Raw genomic sequence first — 18,541 nt, forward strand, 5'->3', positions numbered from 1 at the left:
AGGCGTCTAAACTGGCAGCGGGCTCCGAGTGGCCGGCAGGTCCACCTGCCTTCGGGGCGGGGCAGCGAGGTTCGAACGTGGCGTCTTCCACGAGCGCGCGCCCGCGTCTTCGGCTCTTCGGGTCGTACGCCGACATTCTCATCGTGCCGGGCGCGTGGCAGTTCACCCTCGCCGGCTGGCTCGGCCGGTTCACCCGCTCGACCGGCAGCATCGCGACGATTCTGCTCGTGTCGGCGCAGACCGGCAGCTTCACGCTGGCCGGTGCGGTGGCAGGAACCATCGTGTTGGGCATCGCGATCGGTGGCCCGGTCTGGTCGAGAGCGGCGGATGCCCGGGGCCAGGCTCGCGTGCTGCCGCTCAGTCTCGGGGCCACGGTGCTCGCGGCTGCAGCGCTCGCGGTGACGATCGTGTTCGGGGCGCCCGTCTGGAGCTGGTTCGTCTGCGCGTTGGCACTCGGAGCGAGCACGGTCGACATGGGGTCGCTCGTTCGGGCGCGTTGGCGCGGAGTGCTGGCCTCCGGCGAGGCGCGGCACACGTCGCTGTCGCTCGAAGCCGTGAACGACGAACTCGTGTTCGTCGTCGGGCCGCCGGCGGTGACGCTGATCGCGACGAGTGCGGGTGCGTTCGCCGGGCTTGCGGCAGGAGTCGCCGTGACCGTGGTGGGCGGGGTGTGGCTGTGGCTGCAGCGGGCAACGATGCCACAGGTCGTCGGCCGGCTGAAGGTCGCTGGCGCGGCCAGCGTCGCTCAGTCCCACCCTGGCCACCCCGGACGCGCCCGCCCCCGGCGCGCCCGCTTCCGGCTTCCGGCGGGCGTTCTCGGCCTGCTTCCCGTCTACCTCGGCGTCGGCGGGGTCTTCGCCTCGATCGACGTCGGTGCGATCAGCGTGGCGACAGACACGGGCCAGCCCTGGCTCGCCGGGGTCATTCTCGCCGTCTTCGCGACCGGCAGCGTGGTTGCCGGTTTCGCCTTCGGTCCGCTCAGTGCGCGCTGGGCACCGGCCTCCCGCGTACTCATAGCTTCCGTGGCATACGCCTGCGTGGTGCCGTGTCTGCTGCTGCTGCAGACGCCCGTCGCGCTCGCGAGCATCGTCTTCATCGCCGGCCTGGTGACGACACCCGTGCTCATTTCGGGCACGGCGCTCATCGCCGGTCTGGTCGAGGATGCCCGGCTCACCGAGGCGCTCACCTGGCCCTCGATCGGCCTTTCTGTGGGGGTCACGATCGGCGGGGCGGTCACCGGCGTCGCCATCGACCACGGCACCGGCTTCAGCGCCTTCGGCGTCTCGGCCGGAGCCGCGGTGGTGGTCGGGGTCTTCGGAGTGCTCTGCGCCCTCCTCGAGCGTCGCCGGGCGGACTAGGCGACCGCGTTGTCACCGCCGGTGTCGTCGGCCATCGTGCTCTGCTGCGACAGCCCGGGGCCGTCGCTCCGCGACCAGGTCCAGTCGGCCACGACAGGGATGTCCTCCCCGTGCTCGCGGGTGTATGCCCGAGCGCGCATACGAGCATCCTGCATCTTCTGGCGGAGCGATGCGGCGCGAACCGCCAGCCCGGGAACGCGATCGATGACATCGATCACCAGGTGATAGCGGTCGAGATCGTTCAGCATCACCATGTCGAACGGTGTCGTGGTCGTTCCCTCTTCCTTGTACCCGCGCACGTGCAGGTTGGTGTGGCCGGTGCGACGGTACGTCAGGCGATGGATCAGCGACGGATAGCCGTGATAGGCGAAGACGACGGGCGTGTTCGTCGTGAAGATGGTGTCGAACTCGCGGTCGGCGAGGCCGTGCGGATGCTCGGTCGCCGACTGCAGGCGCATCAGGTCGACGACGTTCACGACGCGGACCTTGAGGTCGGGCAGGTGCTTGCGGAGGAGGGCAGCGGCAGCGAGCGTCTCCAGGGTGGGAACGTCGCCCGCGCAGGCGAGAACGACGTCGGGCCCCTCGCCAGCCACCTCGGTGCCGGCCCAGTCCCAGATGCCGAGGCCACGCGTGCAGTGCGCGACGGCCTCCTCCATGGTCAGCCAGTTCGGTGACGGCTGCTTGCCGGCGACGACGACGTTGATGTAGTCGACCGACCGCAGGCAGTGGTCGTAGGTCGAGAGAAGGGTGTTCGCGTCGACGGGCAGGTAGATGCGCACCACATCTGCCTTCTTGTTCACCATGTGGTCGATGAACCCGGGGTCCTGGTGGCTGAACCCGTTGTGGTCCTGCCGCCAGACGTGCGACGAGAGCAGGTAGTTCAGTGATGAGATCGAGCGCCGCCACGGAATCGATCGCGAGACCTTCAGCCATTTCGCGTGCTGGTTCGCCATCGAATCGATGATGTGGATGAACGCTTCGTAGCAGTTGAACAGGCCGTGCCTGCCGGTCAGCAGGTAGCCCTCGAGCCACCCTTCGCACTGGTGCTCAGAGAGCATCTCCATCACCCGGCCCGCTCGCGCCAGGTGTTCGTCGACCGGCCAGATGGCGCTGTTCCATTGCTTGTCTGTCTCGGTGTAGACGCCCTGCAGCCGGTTCGAGGCCGTCTCGTCGGGCCCGAAGATGCGGAAGTTGTCGGGGTTCTGATCGATGACGCCGGCGAGCCAGTCGCCGAGCACCTTCGTCGCCGACTCGCTCGTCGCGCCCGGGGAGGGCACGTCGACGCCGTGCTGGCGGAAGTCGGGCAGGTCGAGCTCCCGGCGCAGCAGGCCCCCGTTCGCGAAGGGGGTGGCGCTCATCCGCAGCTCGCCGGCCGGCGCGAGCGAGGTGATCGAATCGAGCGGCCTGCCCGACTCGTCGAAGAGCTCATCGGGCTTGTACGTGTGCATCCAGTCTTCGAGGATGCGCGTGTGCGCCTCGGTGTCCCGCGCGTTCGCCAGCGGCACCTGGTGTGCACGCCACGTGTTCTCGACCGGCAGGCCGTCGATCTCGGCCGGGCAGGTCCAGCCCTTCGGTGTGCGCAGGATGATCATGGGCCAGTTCGCGGTGCCCTCGAGGGTGCCGTCAGCGGCCTGCTGCTTGATGTCGGCGATCTCGTTCAGAACGAGGTCGAGGGTCTCGGCCATTCGTTCGTGGACCAGCAGGGGGTCTTCGCCGTCGAATCCGCCGGAGACGATGTGCGGGTTGTGACCGTAGCCGCGCATCAGCGCGAGCAGCTGCTCCTCGGGCATGCGCGCCAACACGGTCGGGTTCGCGATCTTGTACCCGTTCAGGTGCAGGATCGGAAGCACGACGCCGTCTTGCCGGGCATCCAGAAACGCATTCGAGTGCCAGCTCGTCGCGAGCGGCCCTGTCTCGGCCTCGCCGTCGCCGACGACGCAGGCCACCAGCAGGTTCGGGTTGTCGAAGGCGGCCCCGTAGGCGTGCGAGAGCGAGTAGCCGAGCTCGCCGCCCTCATGGATGGAGCCGGGTGTCTCGGGCGCGTTGTGGCTCGGGATGCCGCCCGGGAACGAGAACTGGCGGAAGAGCCGGCGCATGCCGGTCTCGCTCTGGCTGATCGGGGAGTAGATCTCGCTGTAGGTGCCGTCGAGCCAGGCGTTCGCGACCATGCCGGGGCCGCCGTGGCCGGGGCCGGTGATGTAGAGCGTCGCCTGGTTGCGCTGCTGGATGATGCGGTTCAGGTGTGCGTAGACGAAGTTCAGGCCGGGGGTCGTTCCCCAGTGACCGAGCAGGCGTGGCTTGATGTCGTCGCGGCTGAGCGGCTCGCGCAACAGGGGGTTGTCGAGCAGGTAGATCTGGCCGATCGAGAGGTAGTTGGCGGCGCGCCACCAGGCGTCGACGCGGTAGAGCTCCTCGCCCTCGAGCTTCTTCGGGTCGAGTCTCGGCCACGAGCTCTCGGCTGTGCTGATGGCGTGCGCGAAGGCCGTGCCGGAGGCCTGGCTGTCGATGGCCGCACCGTCGAACTCGATCGTCGTCGGGTCGGTGCTGCTGGACGGGGTGCTGCTGTCGGTCGGGCTGGTGCTGCTGGTCGGGCTGGTCATGGAACCCCTCCTTGATGGCCGCGTGCGTCGAAGCGGGGTGCCCGACGCGGTCACGGCCGCGGTCGCCTAGGTGCACTCTATGCACCCGAGGTTGCCGCAACCTAGGGGTTGAAACCGTCTGGCTGGTGTCCGTGCGGTGTGTGGATGCCTCGGGGCGTCGTCAGGGCGTCGTCTGCGTCGCGGCCAGCACGAGCACGCTGCCGAGGGAGACGAGTGCCATCACGATCATCAGCGCGGCGAGGATGCCGAGCCGCGGCCTGCCCCGGCGGGTGACGAGCTGGGTGATGACCATGGCGGCGTAGAGCAGCACGACCAGCGCGAGCGCCGTCGCCGCCAGCCCGGCAGGCGGGAATGACAGCAGGAAGACGAGCACGACGGCGGCGATCAGGGCGAAGAGCCCGCCGACCACGAGCCAGATGCGGCCCGTCGAGGTGGTCAGCGAGGGCTGGCTCGTGACGCGGGTGGGATCGAGGTCGGGATCGGGGATGGGAGACGGATCGGGCATGGTTCAGGTCTAGCCCCCCGGGTCGGCGTGCGACAGCCCTTGCGCCCACGACTCGCACCAGAACTAGAACATATGTACCGGGTATCTGCTTAGGTCAAGTTCTTCCGATATCTTGGCGGATATGGTTGAGCGTCCGATGGGTGGGGTGGACTATCCGCAAACGATTCTGGAGTTTCAGGAGTGGTTCGCGACGGATGATGCGTGCTTGAAGTTCCTGACGCGTCTGCGATGGCCGGACGGATTTGTCTGCCCGAAGTGTGATGTAAGTGGGCAGGCGTGGAAGACAGCGAGCGGCCTATGGATGTGTCGAGCGTGTGGACGGCAGACGAGCGTGACGGCGGGCACGATCTTTGATCGGACCCGATCGCCGTTGCGGATGTGGTTTCATGCCGCGTGGTACATCACCTCCCAGAAGACCGGGGTCTCCGCGCAGGGGCTGCAGCGTGTGCTCGGGCTGCGATCATATGAGACGGCATGGGTATGGATGCACAAGTTCCGTCGGGCGATGGTCGTGCCCGGCCGGGAGCTGCTGCGCGGTGTGGTCGAGTTGGACGAGACCTATGTGGGCGGAATCAGTCGCGGAAATGCGGGCCGCAGTAGCACCAAGGCGGGGGTAATGGTCGCTGCCGAGATGCTCGGCGTCAAACGGCTCGGCCGAATACGGCTGGAGCCGAGCCCCGGCGAGAGCTTGCAGCTGATCAGCTTCGCAAAGCGCGTCATCGACCCCGGCTCCCTGGTCCGAACGGACGGAGCACAAGAACTCAAACGCCTCGCGAAGCTTGGATACGAGCACGAGCGTCACGTGGAACTCGGCTCTGAGATTGCTGCTCACGTGTCCCTGTACGGAGTGCACACTGTTGCCTCGCTACTGAAGCGCTGGCTCGAAGGCACCCTTCACCAGGGAATCAGCAACGACCACTTGGGCTACTACCTCGACGAATTCACGTTTCGATTCAACCGCCGCGCATCCCGCAGCCGAGGCCTGCTGTTTTACCGCCTCCTCGAACAGGCCATGCGCACGGATCCAGCACCCCTGCCAACGCTCATCGCCACCAAAAATGACCATGGCGCCGTGTTGGGGTCAGTCCAGATTCCGGAGCTTCCCCTGCGTTAGCTAAACCGTTCTGGGGTGAAGCAGGCGTACTTCGAGCCAAGTGTCCTGTCCGAGGATGCCCGTAAGCCGATCGTTCAGCGGGACGGTTGACGGCGGTAGCTCGACACTTCGGTCGTGATGGGTCCGGACGCTCGTTGTCGCGGCGTGGTCGTGGGTGTTATGGCCAGGATCACGAGGACCACGCCTATGAGCCCGAGGCCGACCCATCCGAGGGTGGTGAGCTGTTCCCCAACGATGACGACGGCGAGGATCGCGGCGACCGCCGGCTCGATGAGGGTCAGGGTCGTCGCGGTGCTCGCAGGTACTTGCGAGAGCCCATAGCCGAACAGGACGTACCCGGCGAACATCGGCACGAGCGCCATGTACGCCCCCACGGAGAACGCTTCCCGCGACGCAAGGAGCGGGCCGCCCGTGAGGAGCAGGACGGGGAGGAGAAGCAGTCCGCCGCCGCCGAACACGGCACCCATCGATGCTGCACGGCTGAGACCGTCGTGCATGAGGTGGTGGGCCGCCCAGGAGTAGCCGGCGTAGGTGATTCCGGCGACCAGGCCGAGCGCGATCCCGGCCAGCGTCGACGTGAGGGCTCCGCTGTGGCCGTCGAGCTTGGAGAGGCACAGCAGGGTGCTGCCGATGACGCCGAGCGCGGCAGCGACCATCCACGGCCGACTGAGCGTGCTGCGGTCGATGACGCGTTCCAGCACTCCCGAGGCCAGGGGTGCGGAGGCGAGCGAGACGACGGAGCCGATCGCGACCCCGGCGAGGTGCATGGAGCTGTAGAACGCCAGCGGGTAGATCGCCACGGCCACCGCGCCGAGCGCGACAACCTGCCAGCGGCGTTGCAGGGCAAACCGTTCGCGGCGCAGCGCCGGCACCGCGATCACCGCTTGCAGAATGCCGCCGAGCCCCAGGGACACGGCGCCGATAGCGAGTGGGCCCGCAGTCGGGGCGAACGTCGCCGCTGTGCCGGTGGTCCCCCAGAGCAGCGCGGTGACGACGATCGCGCCGACGCCGACCGTCCGGGTGTTCACAGTCCTGCCACCAACGCTGCGGCGAGGGTGCGCGCGCGGGCGAGCCGCGTCGAGTCGCCTTCAAGGCCTGCGCGGGCCATTGCCCCTTCGAGGAGGAACGAGCAGTGCTCGGCCACCGAGGCCGCATTGGCGGGCGGTGTCAGCTCCGTGAGGTGGGAGACCAGAATCGATTCGACCTGCTCCTTGTGCCGGCGGACGGCCTCCCGGCCAGCCGCCCCGACGGGCAGCTCAGCGGCAGCGTTCAGCAGCCCGCACCCGCGGAAGCCGTGCTCGTAGCCGAGTTCGGCGTGATCGATGTATGCGTCGAACACGGCGGCGACCCGCTCCGCGGCAGTGTTCGCACGGCTGACTCGGGCGGCGTAGAGGCCCAACCACTCCTGGTGTCGGGCCTCGATGTAGGCGCTCACCAGCTCATCTTTGGAGGCGAAGTTGTTGTAGAGGCTCATCTTCGCCACCCCGGCAGCGGCGGTGATCGAGTTGATCCCCGTCGCCTCGATCCCGTGCGCGTAGAACAAGCGCGCAGCAGCACCGAGCACACGGTCTCTAGCAGACGCAGCAACTTCTGACATGCCGACCCTTCCATTAGGTAGATCAGTCTACCTAATGGAAGGGTCCTCGATCGAGTCCGATGGACGATCGTTCAGTGGGCACCCCGTATCCGAACGGACAGTAGATCACTGTAGTAACAAGGTCTTGCAGGTACATCAACTGGACGACTGCTCGAGATCGCAACATTGGGTACCCTAGTGTCATGTTGACAACCAGTTGCCGTAACCTGTGAGCTATGCAAGTCCCGCAACTTCAAGGTCGCTCTTCTCCGCTGGAAGATGTAATCCTTGGCGTCTTTCAGCTCGGCAATTTGTTGTCGACCTCAGGCGATGGCCTGGTGGCGGACCTCGGACTGACGTCAGCGCGGTGGCAGGTGCTCGGGGCCATTGGCGTTGGGCCGTCGCGCCCCGTCGCGTGGCTCGCTCGCGATCTGGGAGTGTCTCGTCAAAATGTCCAGCGCATCGTTAACGGCCTCGAACGTGACGGCCTCGTGTCTCTGGAACCGAATCCGCATCACAAACGCGCGCAACTCGTAGAGATCACCTCCGCGGGCCGGGACGCCCTCGGCTCGGCGACTCGTCGGGCGAAGCCATGGGCCGCACACGTCGCAGCCGGGATCGACCCTGACGACATCGAAACCACTCAACGAGTGCTCCACGCTATTGGCGACGCCATCTTGATCTACGACAAACGATCTTCCCAGGAGGAGAACCAATGAAGAACCGCCCCGATCTCCCGCCGATGCTGAAATACGGCAACTTAGTTGTGAAACTTCTCAACGGGATCGGCATCCCCGCCGGACCTCCGCGCATCCTGACCGTCCGAGGTCGAGTCAGCGGCCAGCCACGCTCAACACCCGTCTCTATCGTCGATCTGAATGGATTTCGGTATCTCGTCGCCGGTCAACGCATGGAATGGGTCAAAAACGTCCGCGCAGCGGGTAAAGGCGAGATCAAAAAGGGTCGCAAACCAGAAGAGGTCACCTTTGTTGAGCTTCCCGAGAACGAGCGCGGCCAAGTCCTCCGGGCATACTGGCATCAGCACAGTCAAGGCCGGAAGGTAGCCGCCCGAATCTTTGAGGCCGGCGAGAACGCGGGCCCGGACGATTTCGAAGCCGCCGCGCCCCGATGCGTGGTGTTCAAAATCGAAACGGACCACTGAGCCCTGGCCATCGATCCAGGTCGGATATTGTGCGGTCAACAGGTGGCGCTACACGATACGTCAAAGGCCTTCTGACGCCGCCCGTGAGCCGGACGGCCAGCGCGCGGCCTGTCGCTTGGATTACTAGCCACGCCAATGCTGGGGTCGGGGCGCCCGTGCACAACGCTCGATAGATTGCGCGGTTGCGGCTCCGTAACTGCGACACCTGCACCACGCTTCAAGATGGCCTCGCGTCCTTGAGGCTCTAACTTTCGAGCCGGCCGCGCACTTGACCTAAGCAGATACCCAGTACATATGTTCGAATGTCTGTAGGCTGGCGGGCATGAGTCTGACCTTCCAGAGTTCCCTGTTCGACGACCTCGACGCCGAGCCCGAGCTCGAACCGCTCGGCCGTTCGGTGCAACGCATCGAGCTCACCGAGGGGGCCTGGCTCGACATCAGGCCGGGCTGGGTCAGCAATTCGGATGCGCTCTTCGAGCGGCTCGCCCAGCATGTTCCGTGGCAGGCCGACAAGCGCGAGATGTACGACCGGGTGGTCGAGGTTCCCCGCCTCGTGTCGTGGTTCGGGCCGGAGGCGGCGTTCCCCGACCCCGTGCTCGAGAGGGCGCAGAACGATCTGAACGACCATTACACCCGCCCGAAAGACCAGGTCTTCGAAACCGCAGGGCTCTGCTTCTACCGAACGGGCGACGACAGCGTGGCCTGGCACGGCGACCGGGTCGGCCGGGCGATCGATCGCGACACGATGGTCGCGATCGTCTCTGTGGGGGCTGCCCGAACGCTGTCGCTGCGGCCGAAGGGTGGGGGAGACACGCAGCGCTTCGCCCTCGGCCACGGTGACCTGCTCGTGATGGGCGGGAGCTGCCAGCGCACCTACGAGCACGCCATCCTGAAGACGAAGCAGGCCGTCGGGCCCCGCATCAGCATCCAGTTCCGCCCCTACTGGAAGCGGCTGGCGGCCTGAGGCCGGGCCCAGAGGGTGCGGCAGGCTAGAGGAAGCGCGGGGGGAGCTGACCGATGAGGCGATCGGGCTGGATCGGCAGGTCGCGCACCTTCACGCCGGTCGCGTGCCGCACGGCGCTCGCCACGGCCGCAGCTGTGCCCACGATGCCGATCTCGCCGATGCCCTTGCCGCCCATCGGCGCCAGCTGGCGGTCCTCCTCCTCCAGCCACTCCACGCGCAGGTCGCGCACATCGGCGTTGGCGGCGACGTGGTACGTCGCGAGGTCGTGGTTCGCGTAGTCGCCCAGCACCGCATCCAGTTCGCCCCGCTCGTGCAGGGCCATCGACAGCCCCATCGTCATGCCGCCCAAGAACTGCGATCGGGCGGTGCGCGCATTCAGGATGCGGCCCGCGGCGAACACCCCGAGCATCCGGGGCATCGTCACCTCGCCCGAGTCGAGGTCGACGCGCGCCTCGACGAAGTGCGCACCGAACGCGAAGCGGGCGAGCGGCGCCATCGCGTCGACGTCGACCGACGTCTCGACCTCGACCTCGTAGCCCTCCGGCGGCACGGGCGCTCCCGCCGCGAGCTCCGAGCGCAACCGTTCGCAGGCCTTCGTCACGGCCCAGCCCCACGACGCCGTGCCGGAGGAACCCCCGGCCACGGGGCCCTTCGGCAGAGTGCTGTCGGCGAGGTCGACCGAGATCGCGGAGACCGGCACGCCGAGCGCGTCGGCTGCGATCTGTGCCATCACCGTGCGTGCACCCTGGCCGATGTCGGTGGCGTTGACCCCGAGTTCGTACCGCCCGCCGGGCAGCGCTCGCACGCGAGCACCGCTCGCCGACGTCATCGCGGGGTACATTCCCGCAGCGACGCCCGTTCCGACGAGGAAGCGGCCGTCACGGCGGATGCCCAGCCGCGGGTCGCGCTCCGCCCAGCCGAACAGCTCCGCGCCGCGGCGCAGGCAGCCGACGAGGTTGCGGCTGCTGAACGCAGTGCCCGATTCGGGGTCGACGTCGGGCTCGTTGGCGATGCGCAGCTCGACCGGATCGATGCCCGACACGGTGGCCAGATCATCCATCGCCGACTCGAGGGCGTAGACGCCGGGGGCCTCGCCGGGCGCCCGCATCCACCGCGGGGTCGGCACGTCGAGGGCGGCAAGGCGGTGCGTCATCAGACGATTCGGTGCGGCATAGAGGTGCCGGCTGGGCTCGGCGACCTGTTCGGCGAACTCCTGGATCGTCGAGGTCTGCGTGTACGACTGGTGCGAGATCGCGGTGAGACGGCCGTCTGCATTGGCAGCCAGGCGCACGTGCGAGATCGTCGGTGTGCGGTAGCCGGCGAGTGCGAACATCATCTGCCGGGTGTACGCGATCTTCACGGGCCGGCCGGTCACCCGGGCCGCCATCACGGCGAGGATCACGTTCGGGCGCGGCGAGCCCTTCGACCCGAAGCCGCCGCCCACGTGCTCCGAGCGCACGCGCACGTTCGCCGGGTCGAGGCCGAACATCGTCGACAGCGTCTGCTGCACAGAGCTCGTGCCCTGCGACGAGTCGCGCACGTCGAGGCGCTCGCCGTCGAAGGCCGCGAGCGTGGCGTGGGGTTCCATCGGGTTGTTGAAGAGTGCGGGCGTCGTGTAGACCTCGTCGGTCGTGAAGGCGGCGGTCGCGAACGCGGCGTCGACGTAGCCCTGCTCGCTGTCTGTCGCGAAGCCGGCGTTCACCTCCTCGGGTGCGTAGAGCTTCGGATGCTCGGCCGACAGCTCGACGTCGAGGCCGTCGTTCTGGTAGTCGACGTCCAGGGCGGCTGCGGCCTCGCGGGCCGTGTCGATCGATGTGGCGAGCACGAGCGCGACCACCTGGCCGCGGTAGGCGACGCGGTCGGACTGCAGCACGAGCAGTTCACCGTCGTCTCCATCGGCCAGCTTCGGGGCGTTCAGGTGCGTGAGCACCTCGACGACGCCGGTCATGGCGAGCACGACGTCGGTGTGCAGGCGCAGAATGCGCCCGGTGACGATCGTGGACTGCACCGGCCAGGCGTAGAGCACCTCGTCGGCACGATATTCGTAGGCATAGAGGGCTTCGCCGGTGACCTTCTGCCGCCCCTCCAGGCGGGGGATCGGCTCGCCGAGCACTGCCGGTGCGTCGATGCTCATTCGTGGCCTCCCGCCAGTTCGTGCAGGGTGCCCACGAGCATCCTCTTCGCCAGCGCCACCTTGAACGCGTTCTGTTCGGTCGGCGTCGCCGCGGCGAGCTCGGCGTCTGCCGCCGCCTCGAAGCTGCGTGCGGTGACGAGCTTTCCGCGCAGCGACTCCTCGGCGATGGATGCACGCCAGGGCTTGTGCGAGACGCCACCGAGGGCGATCCGCACGTCGCGCACGATCCCGTCTTCGACGTCCAGAGCCGCAGCCACGGTGACGAGGCCGAAGGCGTACGACGCCCGGTCGCGGGCCTTGCGGTAGGTCGAGACGGCCCCGAACGGCAGGCCGGGAATCTCGACCGCCGTGATGAGCGCGCCGGCCGGCAGGTTGGTGTCGCGGGTGGGGTCGGCGCCCGGCAGGCGGTAGAACTCCCCGATCTCGAACGAGGTGGGGCCGTCGAGGGTGTCGACGTGGATGATCGCCCCGAGGGCGGTCAACGCGACGGCCATGTCACCGGGGTGGGTCGCGATGCAGTCGTTCGAGACGCCGAGGATGCCGAGCTCCCGCGACGCCCCGGGGATCGCCGGGCATCCAGAACCCGGATCGCGCTTGTTGCAGGGCTTGGTGGTGTCCATGAAGTAGGTGCAGCGGGTGCGCTGCAGCAGGTTGCCGCCGGTCGAGGCCATGTTGCGGAGTTGGCCGGAGGCAGCGGAGAGCAGCGCCTTCGCGAGCAACGGGAACCGGGTGCGAACGAGCAGGTCGGCGGCCAGGTCGCTGTTGCGCACGCCGGCGCCGATGAGCAGGCCGCCGTCGTCGGTCGGCTCGATGCCGCCGAAATCGAGGCGGTTGATGTCGACGAGCAGGTCGGGGCGCTCGACGCCCAGCTTCAGCAGATCGACGAGGTTCGTGCCGCCGGCCAGGGGTTTCGTGCCGGGCGTGCCGAGCGAGGTGAGGGCGGAGCGCACGGAGGTCGCCCGTTCGTACTCGAACGTCTTCACCGGGTCGCCGCCGTGGTGTCGGGTGCGGTGGTGCCGCGGGTGACGGATGCGTCTGGTACGTCTGGTGCGTGGGCTGCGTGGCTGTCGGCCGCGTCACGCATCGCCGACCCCTCTGCCGCGTCGAGAACGGCGGGCACGATGTTGACATAGGCGCCGCAGCGGCAGAGGTTACCGCTCATCCGCTCGCGAACCTCGTCGTCGTCGAGCACCACGCCGTCGAGGGCGACGTCGTGCGTCGCATGGCTGGGCCAGCCCGCACGAGCCTCGCGCAGCATCCCGATCGCCGAGCAGATCTGGCCGGGCGTGCAGTAGCCGCACTGGTAGGCGTCGCGATCGAGGAACGCCTGCTGCACCGGGTGCAGCCCCTCATCGTCGGCCAGGCCCTCGACCGTGGTGATCGCACTGCCCTCTGCGCTGACCGCGAGTGTCAGGCAGCTGTTGGCGCGCCGCCCGTCGATCAAGACGGTGCACGCCCCGCACTGGCCGTGGTCGCAGCCCTTCTTCGAGCCGGTGAGCGCGAGCTTCTCCCGCAGCGCGTCGAGCAGGCTCATGCGGTTGTCGATGTCGAGTGGATGCTCGGAGCCGTTGACGTCGAGCGTCACCCGGGTGGTCGGCGGCCCCGCGCTCGCGGTGGCGGCGGACTCATCGGTCGTGGGCAGAACGTCGACGGCGTGCTCCATGCGTCGACGGTACGCGCGCGCTCGCGCTGGGGTCAGGGGCTTGCGCCCCCGCCCCGCCGGGGTCTAGCGCCCTGCCCGGGTCGAGCGCTTCGCGCTCGCGTGCGCGCGCCGCAACAGCTTTCCTGACAGTTCCCCCCTTGTCGCTCGCTCCGCGACCAGAAAATGAGAATTGCTCGTATGCTCTTTCGAGACGATTCGTCGAATCGATGGAAGGTGACACCCGTGACGGCTCCGCACCGCGGTTCTTTATTCGCCCTGACGCTTCCGGTCGCGCTGGTTCTCGCGCTCGCCGGGTGTACCTCAGACGGCCAGCCCGCGGGCAGCGGGGCTGCCAATTCGCCGGAGACCGCCAAGGCCTACAGCGACTGTCTCATCGCCGAGGGGATTGCGGGTGTGTTCACCGACGACGAGGGCTACGTCGGCGTGAGCATCGAAGTCGGGCCCACCGGTGCAACGGGTGAAGACGGCGACACCTCCTTCGATCTCGGCTCCGGACCGGGCAGCGTCTACACCGCAGCAGAGACGAAGTGCAGGGCCGATGTGCCCGCGTATCATCCGCGTGCCGACGCTGACGATCCTGCTCTCGTAGCCGGTCTGTTGAAACAGGGCCGAGCGTTCGCAGCGTGCGCGCGCGGGAACGGGCTCGCCGAATTCCCCGACCCCGATGCCGCCGCCGGGGGCAAGCTCGTCGTTCCCGCCGGCACGACGAAGGCACAGTTCCTCGCCGTGGTGACAGCGTGTGCGACCGCGTTCGCCGCGGTTGAGTCGTCGACGGGCGATGCAGGCACCGATGGCGACGGAAGCGGCGGAGCGATCACCGTCTCGATGCCGCAGTTCGGCGGCGCGTACGAGGCGTCGTGGTCCAGTGAGGTGACCGACCTCATCTTCGCTGCGATGGATCCCGACTCCACGCCGGTGCCGTGAGGCGGCCCCTGCGGGTCGTGGTCGTCGCCACGGTGATGCTGGTTCTGGTGGGCGGAGGTGGGGCGACCGTCGCGCTCACACATCCCTGGTCCGGGCAGGATGCGCCGACGGTGCCGCCGTCTTCGACCGCCGTCGTCGAGCGCACGTCCCTCTCCGCGAAGCTGGTGCTGAGTGCGCAGCTCGAATATTCCACCCCGACCACGCTGGTGGGGGTCGAGGGGATGCTCACGCGCCTGCCACACCCGGGCGACATCGTGACGACCGGCCAGGCCCTCTACGAGGTCGATGGGCACGCTGTTCTGAGCTTCCTGGGTGAGAGGCCGCTCTGGAGGGCGGTGGAGGCCGGCGTGCGCGACGGCCCCGACGTGCAGGAGGTGGAACAGAACCTCGTGGCACTGGGGTTCGGTGAGAACCTGACCGTCGACAACACCTTCACCGCCGTTACGGAGCGCGCGATCCAAGCGTGGCAGAAGTCGCTCGGCCGTGAGCGAACGGGCGTGATCGCGCCCGGTGACGTGGTGATGGTGGCAGCCGCGTCTGTGCGGGTGAACACCGTGACAGGGCTCGTCGGGGGGAGTGCCGCGGGTGCGGTGCTGTCGTACACCGATCCGGGCATCCACGGCCGCATCGGCCTCTCAGCCGACCAACTCTCGCAACTCGCGCCGGGGATGCCCGTGAGCGTTCGACTGCCGGGCGGCACCGAGACTCCGGCCACGATCGGGGTGATCGACCCGGGCGGGGCACCGACCGCCGACCCTGCCAAACCGACAGCGCCCTCGGCCCGCGTCGACTTCGCCGATGGTTCGGTCGTACAGGGAATCGGACTGCCCGCGCTGCGCGTGACGGTGGGCGTCGGAGGAGCGGAGAACGCGCTCGTGGTGCCGGTGACGGCCCTCGTCGCGCTGGCCGACGGCGGATACGCGGTCGAGGTCGACGTCGTCGGCGGCCCGCCTCGCACCGTTCCCGTGCAGGTCGGGCTCGTCGCCGACTCGCGGGCGCAGATCACCGCGGGCGACGTCTCGGAGAACGACCGGGTGGTGGTCGTCGGATGAGCGGTCTGCTCGACCCCGGAGCTGTCGACCCCGTGCTGCGGCTGACCGGGGTGAGCCGCGAATACGGGGGAGCACTCCCGGTACGGGCGGTCGACGACGTGAGTCTCAGCGTGGCCTCGGGAGAGATCGTGGCGCTCGTCGGGGCCTCCGGATCGGGCAAGAGCAGTCTTCTGGCGCTGATGGGCGCTCTCGATGTTCCCGATCGCGGTCAGGTGCACATCGCGGGCCTCGCCGTCTCGGCGATGGGTGACCGGCTTCGGTCCGCGGTACGTGCCCGCTACATCGGTTTCGTGTTCCAGCAGTTCCACCTGCTGCCGACGCTCAGCGCGGTCGAGAACGTCGGGCTCGGGCTGCTCTACAGCGGCGTCGAGGCTCGTCAGAGGCGGCTCCGTGCAGACGCGGCGCTCGATCGTGTCGGTCTCGCCACGCGACGCCGCCATCGCCCCGCCGAACTCTCGGGTGGAGAACAGCAGAGGGTCGCTGTCGCCCGCGCCCTGGTCGGTGAACCCGCGCTGGTGCTGGCCGACGAGCCGACCGGTGCCCTCGACTCGGAGGCCGGGGCCACGGTGATGCACCTGCTGCGAGAGATCGCGCAGTCCGGAACCGCGGTCGTCGTCGTCACCCACGATCGGGAGATCGCCTCGTCGCTCGGTCGGCGCATCCACCTCCGCGACGGCCGGCTGGTCGATGACCAGGTGCGTGCGTGAACCGTCGGTCGAGGCCCCGGGCGGTTCCCCCGTCTCGCCTCCGCCAGACCGATGCCTGGCGATCGGCTGCCCGCAGCGTCGCATCGCGACCGGCGCGCTCGGCGCTCTCCGCGCTCGGAATCGCCGTGAGCATTGCGGCGCTGACAGCGATCACGGGTCTCTCTGCCACGAACCAGGCAGACGTGCTCGCCGACCTCGATGCCCAGGGCGCGAACCTGCTGGTGGTCTCACCGGCGGTCGGCGTCGACGATGCTCCGGCCTACCTGCGCGAGTCCGCGCCGGCGATGACGGCGCGCATCCCCGGGGTCGAGTCGGTGGCCGTCGTGAGGGCAGTGCCGAACCGGGTTCACGCCTACAAGAGCGATCTCGTGCCTGCCGGCCAGACGAATGGACTCGAGGTGGTGGCCGTCGCTCCGGACTACTTCGCGGCGGTCGGGTCGTCGTTCGAGGCTGGTCGAGCGTTCGACGAGGCGGGGCGGTCGTTGCCCGAGGCGGTTCTCGGCTCGGAGGCAGCCCGGTTGCTCAGCGTCGGCGACGTCGGGCAGCGTCTCTGGGTCGGCGGTGAGTGGTACCTCGTGACGGGCATCCTGAACCCTCGGCCCCTCGTGGGCGGCCTCGATAGTTCGGTGCTGCTCGGCGACCGGTGGGCAGAGCAGGCCCTCTGGGTCGACCGCAGCACGTCGGCCGGAGGCACAGCCGGCTCGGAGGCCGGCCACATCGTCTCGCTCACCATCAGCACCGAATCGCACCGGTTGGGAGAGGTGCGACAGGTGCTCGCGCCGACCGTCGATCCGGCGAGGTCGGGAGCGGTGAGCGTCTCGGGTGCATCGGCGCTCGCGGCATCCCGCGCGATCGTCGACGACAGTCTGTCGCTGCTCGTTCTGGCTCTGGCGGCGGTGGCGTTGCTCGTCGGGGCGATCGGCATCGCGAACACGATGGTCGTCGCCGTGATCGAACGGCGCGGTGAGATCGGGCTGCGGCGGGCGCTCGGCGCGCGGCCCGGCCACATCGCCCGGCAGTTCCTGCTCGAAGGGGTGCTGCTCGCAGGTGTCGGCGGGGTGCTGGGCTGGATGCTCGGCGCCGGTGCTGTGCTGGCCGTGGCGCTGTTCGGCGGGCAGGTGCCGGTGCTCCCGTTCTATGGGGTGCTGCTCTACCCGGCGGTCGCGGTCGTTGTCGGCGTTCTGGCGGGGCTGCACCCTGCGCTTCGTGCGGCACGTGTGCCGCCCACCGTGGCGCTGCGCTCCAGCTGACCCGGGGCATCGGGTCGCGAGGGGTGCGAGGGGACCCAAACTGTTTCATGAGCATTCGCTCGCGACGTTCTGCGTCCCCTCGCACCAGCTGCCGGCAGGCGCCGGGGCGGTTACGCGGCGGCCTGGGGGGCGGCGGCCGCGGCGACGTCGCGCACGACGGCCTCGAGCTGCGCGGCGACCTCGGCGTCGTCTCTCGGGTGGGTCTCGGCGAAGCGCACGACAGAGCCGGGGATCGAGAGGGTGACGTCGGTCAGCACCGCGGCGCCGGCGATGCCGAGGGCCTTGCGCGCTTCGTCCTGCGCCCAGACCCCGCCGAACTGGCCGTAGGCGCTGCCGATCGCGGCGAGCGGCTTGCCCGAGATCGCGCTGGCGCCGAAGGGGCGCGAGGCCCAGTCGATGGCGTTCTTCAGCACGGCGGGGATGGTGCCGTTGTGCTCGGGGGTGACCACGAGCACGGCGTCGGCGGCGGCGAGGGCGTCACGGAAGGCGACGGCCGCGGCGGGAACCGAACCCTCGACGTCGATGTCCTCGTTGTAGAAGGGGATGTCGGCGAGGCCCTCGAAGATCGCGAGGTCGACGCCCTCGGGTGCGACCTCGAGCGCGGCTTCAGCGAGCTGGCGGTTGGTCGAGCCGGCGCGGAGGCTTCCGACGAGAACGAGGATCGAGGTTGACATTGCTGCTCCTAGCGTTGGGCCACACCGGGCGGGTGGCTGGTTCGGTCATCCAGTCTAACCGGACCGTAGTCCGTTTATTCCCTCGTCGCCGAGTGGCTCCAGCGCCCGGGTGCTAGCGTCGGAGCATGGATGCCCGGCCGATCCCGCTCCCGCTCGCCCGGGCCGCCGCGCCCGAGCGAGCCGACGCCGTACGCAACCGCGCGCTCATCCTGAGCGCAGCACGCCGCCTTCTCGCCGAGCGGGGGGTCGACGGCCTCACCATGGACGGGCTCGCCGCCGAGGCGGGCGTCGGCAAGGGAACTGTCTTCCGCCGTTTCGGCTCGCGCAACGGGCTGATGCTCGGGCTGATGGACGAGATCGAGGCCGACTTCCAGGCCCGCTTCATCGGCGGGCCGCCGCCGCTCGGCCCGGGAGCCGATCCGGTCGAACGCCTGGTCGCCTTCGGCCGGGAGCGCATGGCGCTGCTGGGGGTTCAGGGCGACCTGCTGCGTGCGGCGGAGAACAGCCCCGAGCTGCGCTATGCCTCCCCGCCGCGGGCGGCCAGCGCCATGCATGTGCAGATTCTGCTGAACCAAGCCGGGTACGACAGTGACCCGGTGGTGCTCGCGTTCACCCTGCTGGCGTCGCTCGACGCGACTCTGGTGCTGCACGAGAACCGCGCGGAGAACCTGTCGCTCGAGCGGCTGGCCGACGGCTGGGAGGACATCGTGCGTCGCGTCACGGCGCCCCGGGCATCCTGAACCCGAGCGGGGTTAGGCTTGCCTTACCTGAAGGAGCCCGCCCATGACTGACCCCACGCCTGCCGCAGCGCCCCCGGAGCGCCGCGCCCCCCCCCCCCCCCCCCCCACCACCCCCCCC

At 68.8% G+C, this 18,541-nt stretch carries 18 protein-coding genes; 10 read left to right on the plus strand and 8 right to left on the minus strand.

Annotation, left to right across the window (positions count from 1 at the left end):
* Positions 1–77: 77 nt before the first annotated feature.
* A complete protein-coding gene (locus C5B96_RS11995) occupies positions 78–1,358 on the plus strand; it encodes an MFS transporter (RefSeq protein ID WP_104245594.1) in 1,281 nt (426 codons plus the stop codon).
* Here C5B96_RS11995 and C5B96_RS12000 read toward each other — a convergent pair.
* Positions 1,355–3,958, minus strand: coding sequence for a phosphoketolase (locus C5B96_RS12000; protein ID WP_104245595.1), 2,604 nt, complete (start codon positions 3,956–3,958; stop codon positions 1,355–1,357). The genes C5B96_RS11995 and C5B96_RS12000 overlap by 4 nt on opposite strands.
* Before the next feature lie 160 nt (positions 3,959–4,118).
* Positions 4,119–4,463: a hypothetical protein gene (locus C5B96_RS12005; RefSeq protein ID WP_104245596.1), complete on the minus strand. Its 345-nt coding sequence runs from the start codon at positions 4,461–4,463 to the stop codon at positions 4,119–4,121.
* A gap of 121 nt (positions 4,464–4,584) precedes the next feature.
* Between C5B96_RS12005 and C5B96_RS12010 the strand changes: the two genes are divergently transcribed.
* On the plus strand, positions 4,585–5,577 hold the full coding sequence (locus C5B96_RS12010; RefSeq protein ID WP_233189173.1) for an IS1595 family transposase: 993 nt from the start codon (positions 4,585–4,587) through the stop codon (positions 5,575–5,577).
* A 74-nt stretch (positions 5,578–5,651) separates the two neighbouring features.
* On the opposite strand, the gene C5B96_RS12015 is transcribed toward C5B96_RS12010, so the two are convergent.
* Both C5B96_RS12015 and C5B96_RS12020 read right to left on the minus strand, forming a co-directional pair.
* Complete coding sequence (locus C5B96_RS12015; protein ID WP_104245597.1) at positions 5,652–6,605, minus strand: DMT family transporter; 954 nt, start codon at positions 6,603–6,605, stop codon at positions 5,652–5,654.
* On the minus strand, positions 6,602–7,174 hold the full coding sequence (locus tag C5B96_RS12020; protein ID WP_104245598.1) for a TetR/AcrR family transcriptional regulator: 573 nt from the start codon (positions 7,172–7,174) through the stop codon (positions 6,602–6,604). The genes C5B96_RS12015 and C5B96_RS12020 overlap by 4 nt, the downstream gene beginning before the upstream one ends.
* A 215-nt stretch (positions 7,175–7,389) precedes the next feature.
* On the opposite strand from C5B96_RS12020, the gene C5B96_RS12025 reads away from it, so the two are divergent.
* The 3 genes from C5B96_RS12025 to C5B96_RS12035 all read left to right on the plus strand — a co-directional run bounded on the left by C5B96_RS12025 (position 7,390) and on the right by C5B96_RS12035 (position 9,279).
* The gene (locus C5B96_RS12025) at positions 7,390–7,872 is read left to right on the plus strand and encodes a MarR family winged helix-turn-helix transcriptional regulator (RefSeq protein ID WP_104245599.1); all 483 of its coding nucleotides are present in this window, start codon (positions 7,390–7,392) and stop codon (positions 7,870–7,872) included.
* The gene (locus C5B96_RS12030) at positions 7,869–8,315 is read left to right on the plus strand and encodes a nitroreductase family deazaflavin-dependent oxidoreductase (RefSeq protein WP_104245600.1); all 447 of its coding nucleotides are present in this window, start codon (positions 7,869–7,871) and stop codon (positions 8,313–8,315) included. Before C5B96_RS12025 ends, C5B96_RS12030 begins: the two co-directional genes overlap by 4 nt.
* Before the next feature lie 322 nt (positions 8,316–8,637).
* A complete protein-coding gene (locus C5B96_RS12035; protein ID WP_104245601.1) occupies positions 8,638–9,279 on the plus strand; it encodes an alpha-ketoglutarate-dependent dioxygenase AlkB in 642 nt (213 codons plus the stop codon).
* Positions 9,280–9,304: 25 nt separating this feature from the next.
* Here C5B96_RS12035 and C5B96_RS12040 read toward each other — a convergent pair whose 3' ends face one another.
* Genes C5B96_RS12040 through C5B96_RS12050 form a run of 3 tightly spaced genes read right to left on the minus strand, consistent with a single transcriptional unit; the run spans position 9,305 to position 13,076 of the window.
* Positions 9,305–11,413, minus strand: coding sequence for a xanthine dehydrogenase family protein molybdopterin-binding subunit (locus tag C5B96_RS12040; protein WP_104245602.1), 2,109 nt, complete (start codon positions 11,411–11,413; stop codon positions 9,305–9,307).
* Positions 11,410–12,396 carry a xanthine dehydrogenase family protein subunit M gene (locus tag C5B96_RS12045; RefSeq protein ID WP_104245603.1) on the minus strand — a complete coding sequence of 329 codons (987 nt, stop codon included), beginning with the start codon at positions 12,394–12,396 and terminating at the stop codon, positions 11,410–11,412. Before C5B96_RS12045 ends, C5B96_RS12040 begins: the two co-directional genes overlap by 4 nt.
* Positions 12,393–13,076: a (2Fe-2S)-binding protein gene (locus tag C5B96_RS12050; RefSeq protein ID WP_104245604.1), complete on the minus strand. Its 684-nt coding sequence runs from the start codon at positions 13,074–13,076 to the stop codon at positions 12,393–12,395. The genes C5B96_RS12045 and C5B96_RS12050 overlap by 4 nt, the downstream gene beginning before the upstream one ends.
* Positions 13,077–13,298: 222 nt before the next feature.
* On the opposite strand from C5B96_RS12050, the gene C5B96_RS12055 reads away from it, so the two are divergent.
* The 4 genes from C5B96_RS12055 to C5B96_RS12070 are packed head-to-tail and all read left to right on the plus strand — an operon-like array spanning position 13,299 to position 17,009.
* Positions 13,299–14,000: a hypothetical protein gene (locus tag C5B96_RS12055; RefSeq protein ID WP_146078165.1), complete on the plus strand. Its 702-nt coding sequence runs from the start codon at positions 13,299–13,301 to the stop codon at positions 13,998–14,000.
* Positions 13,997–15,052, plus strand: a complete 1,056-nt coding sequence (locus C5B96_RS12060; RefSeq protein ID WP_146078166.1) for a peptidoglycan-binding protein — start codon at positions 13,997–13,999, stop codon at positions 15,050–15,052. The genes C5B96_RS12055 and C5B96_RS12060 overlap by 4 nt, the downstream gene beginning before the upstream one ends.
* Positions 15,049–15,759, plus strand: coding sequence for an ABC transporter ATP-binding protein (locus C5B96_RS12065; RefSeq protein WP_104245607.1), 711 nt, complete (start codon positions 15,049–15,051; stop codon positions 15,757–15,759). Before C5B96_RS12060 ends, C5B96_RS12065 begins: the two co-directional genes overlap by 4 nt.
* Positions 15,756–17,009 (plus strand): ABC transporter permease, encoded by a 1,254-nt coding sequence (locus C5B96_RS12070; protein WP_104245608.1) that lies wholly within the window; start codon positions 15,756–15,758, stop codon positions 17,007–17,009. The genes C5B96_RS12065 and C5B96_RS12070 overlap by 4 nt, the downstream gene beginning before the upstream one ends.
* Positions 17,010–17,119: 110 nt before the next feature.
* On the opposite strand, the gene C5B96_RS12075 is transcribed toward C5B96_RS12070, so the two are convergent.
* Entirely contained in the window at positions 17,120–17,683 is a 564-nt protein-coding gene (locus C5B96_RS12075; RefSeq protein ID WP_104245609.1) for an NAD(P)H-dependent oxidoreductase, read from the minus strand.
* A gap of 125 nt (positions 17,684–17,808) precedes the next feature.
* Here C5B96_RS12075 and C5B96_RS12080 point away from each other — a divergent pair, with 125 nt between their 5' ends.
* Complete coding sequence (locus tag C5B96_RS12080) at positions 17,809–18,423, plus strand: TetR/AcrR family transcriptional regulator (RefSeq protein ID WP_104245610.1); 615 nt, start codon at positions 17,809–17,811, stop codon at positions 18,421–18,423.
* Positions 18,424–18,541 lie beyond the last annotated feature (118 nt).

It is taken from the genome of Subtercola sp. Z020, assembly GCF_002931235.1.
In the GTDB taxonomy this organism is placed as follows: domain Bacteria; phylum Actinomycetota; class Actinomycetes; order Actinomycetales; family Microbacteriaceae; genus Subtercola.

Coding starts and splice junctions, on each gene's coding strand:
- C5B96_RS12000 (WP_104245595.1), bottom strand. CDS start 3,958: ATGACCAGCCCGACCAGCAGCACCAGCCCGACCGACAGCAGCACCCCG.
- C5B96_RS12005 (WP_104245596.1), bottom strand. CDS start 4,463: ATGCCCGATCCGTCTCCCATCCCCGATCCCGACCTCGATCCCACCCGC.
- C5B96_RS12010 (WP_233189173.1), top strand. CDS start 4,585: ATGGTTGAGCGTCCGATGGGTGGGGTGGACTATCCGCAAACGATTCTG.
- C5B96_RS12020 (WP_104245598.1), bottom strand. CDS start 7,174: ATGTCAGAAGTTGCTGCGTCTGCTAGAGACCGTGTGCTCGGTGCTGCT.
- C5B96_RS12025 (WP_104245599.1), top strand. CDS start 7,390: ATGCAAGTCCCGCAACTTCAAGGTCGCTCTTCTCCGCTGGAAGATGTA.
- C5B96_RS12030 (WP_104245600.1), top strand. CDS start 7,869: ATGAAGAACCGCCCCGATCTCCCGCCGATGCTGAAATACGGCAACTTA.
- C5B96_RS12035 (WP_104245601.1), top strand. CDS start 8,638: ATGAGTCTGACCTTCCAGAGTTCCCTGTTCGACGACCTCGACGCCGAG.
- C5B96_RS12040 (WP_104245602.1), bottom strand. CDS start 11,413: ATGAGCATCGACGCACCGGCAGTGCTCGGCGAGCCGATCCCCCGCCTG.
- C5B96_RS12050 (WP_104245604.1), bottom strand. CDS start 13,076: ATGGAGCACGCCGTCGACGTTCTGCCCACGACCGATGAGTCCGCCGCC.
- C5B96_RS12065 (WP_104245607.1), top strand. CDS start 15,049: ATGAGCGGTCTGCTCGACCCCGGAGCTGTCGACCCCGTGCTGCGGCTG.
- C5B96_RS12075 (WP_104245609.1), bottom strand. CDS start 17,683: ATGTCAACCTCGATCCTCGTTCTCGTCGGAAGCCTCCGCGCCGGCTCG.
- C5B96_RS12080 (WP_104245610.1), top strand. CDS start 17,809: ATGGATGCCCGGCCGATCCCGCTCCCGCTCGCCCGGGCCGCCGCGCCC.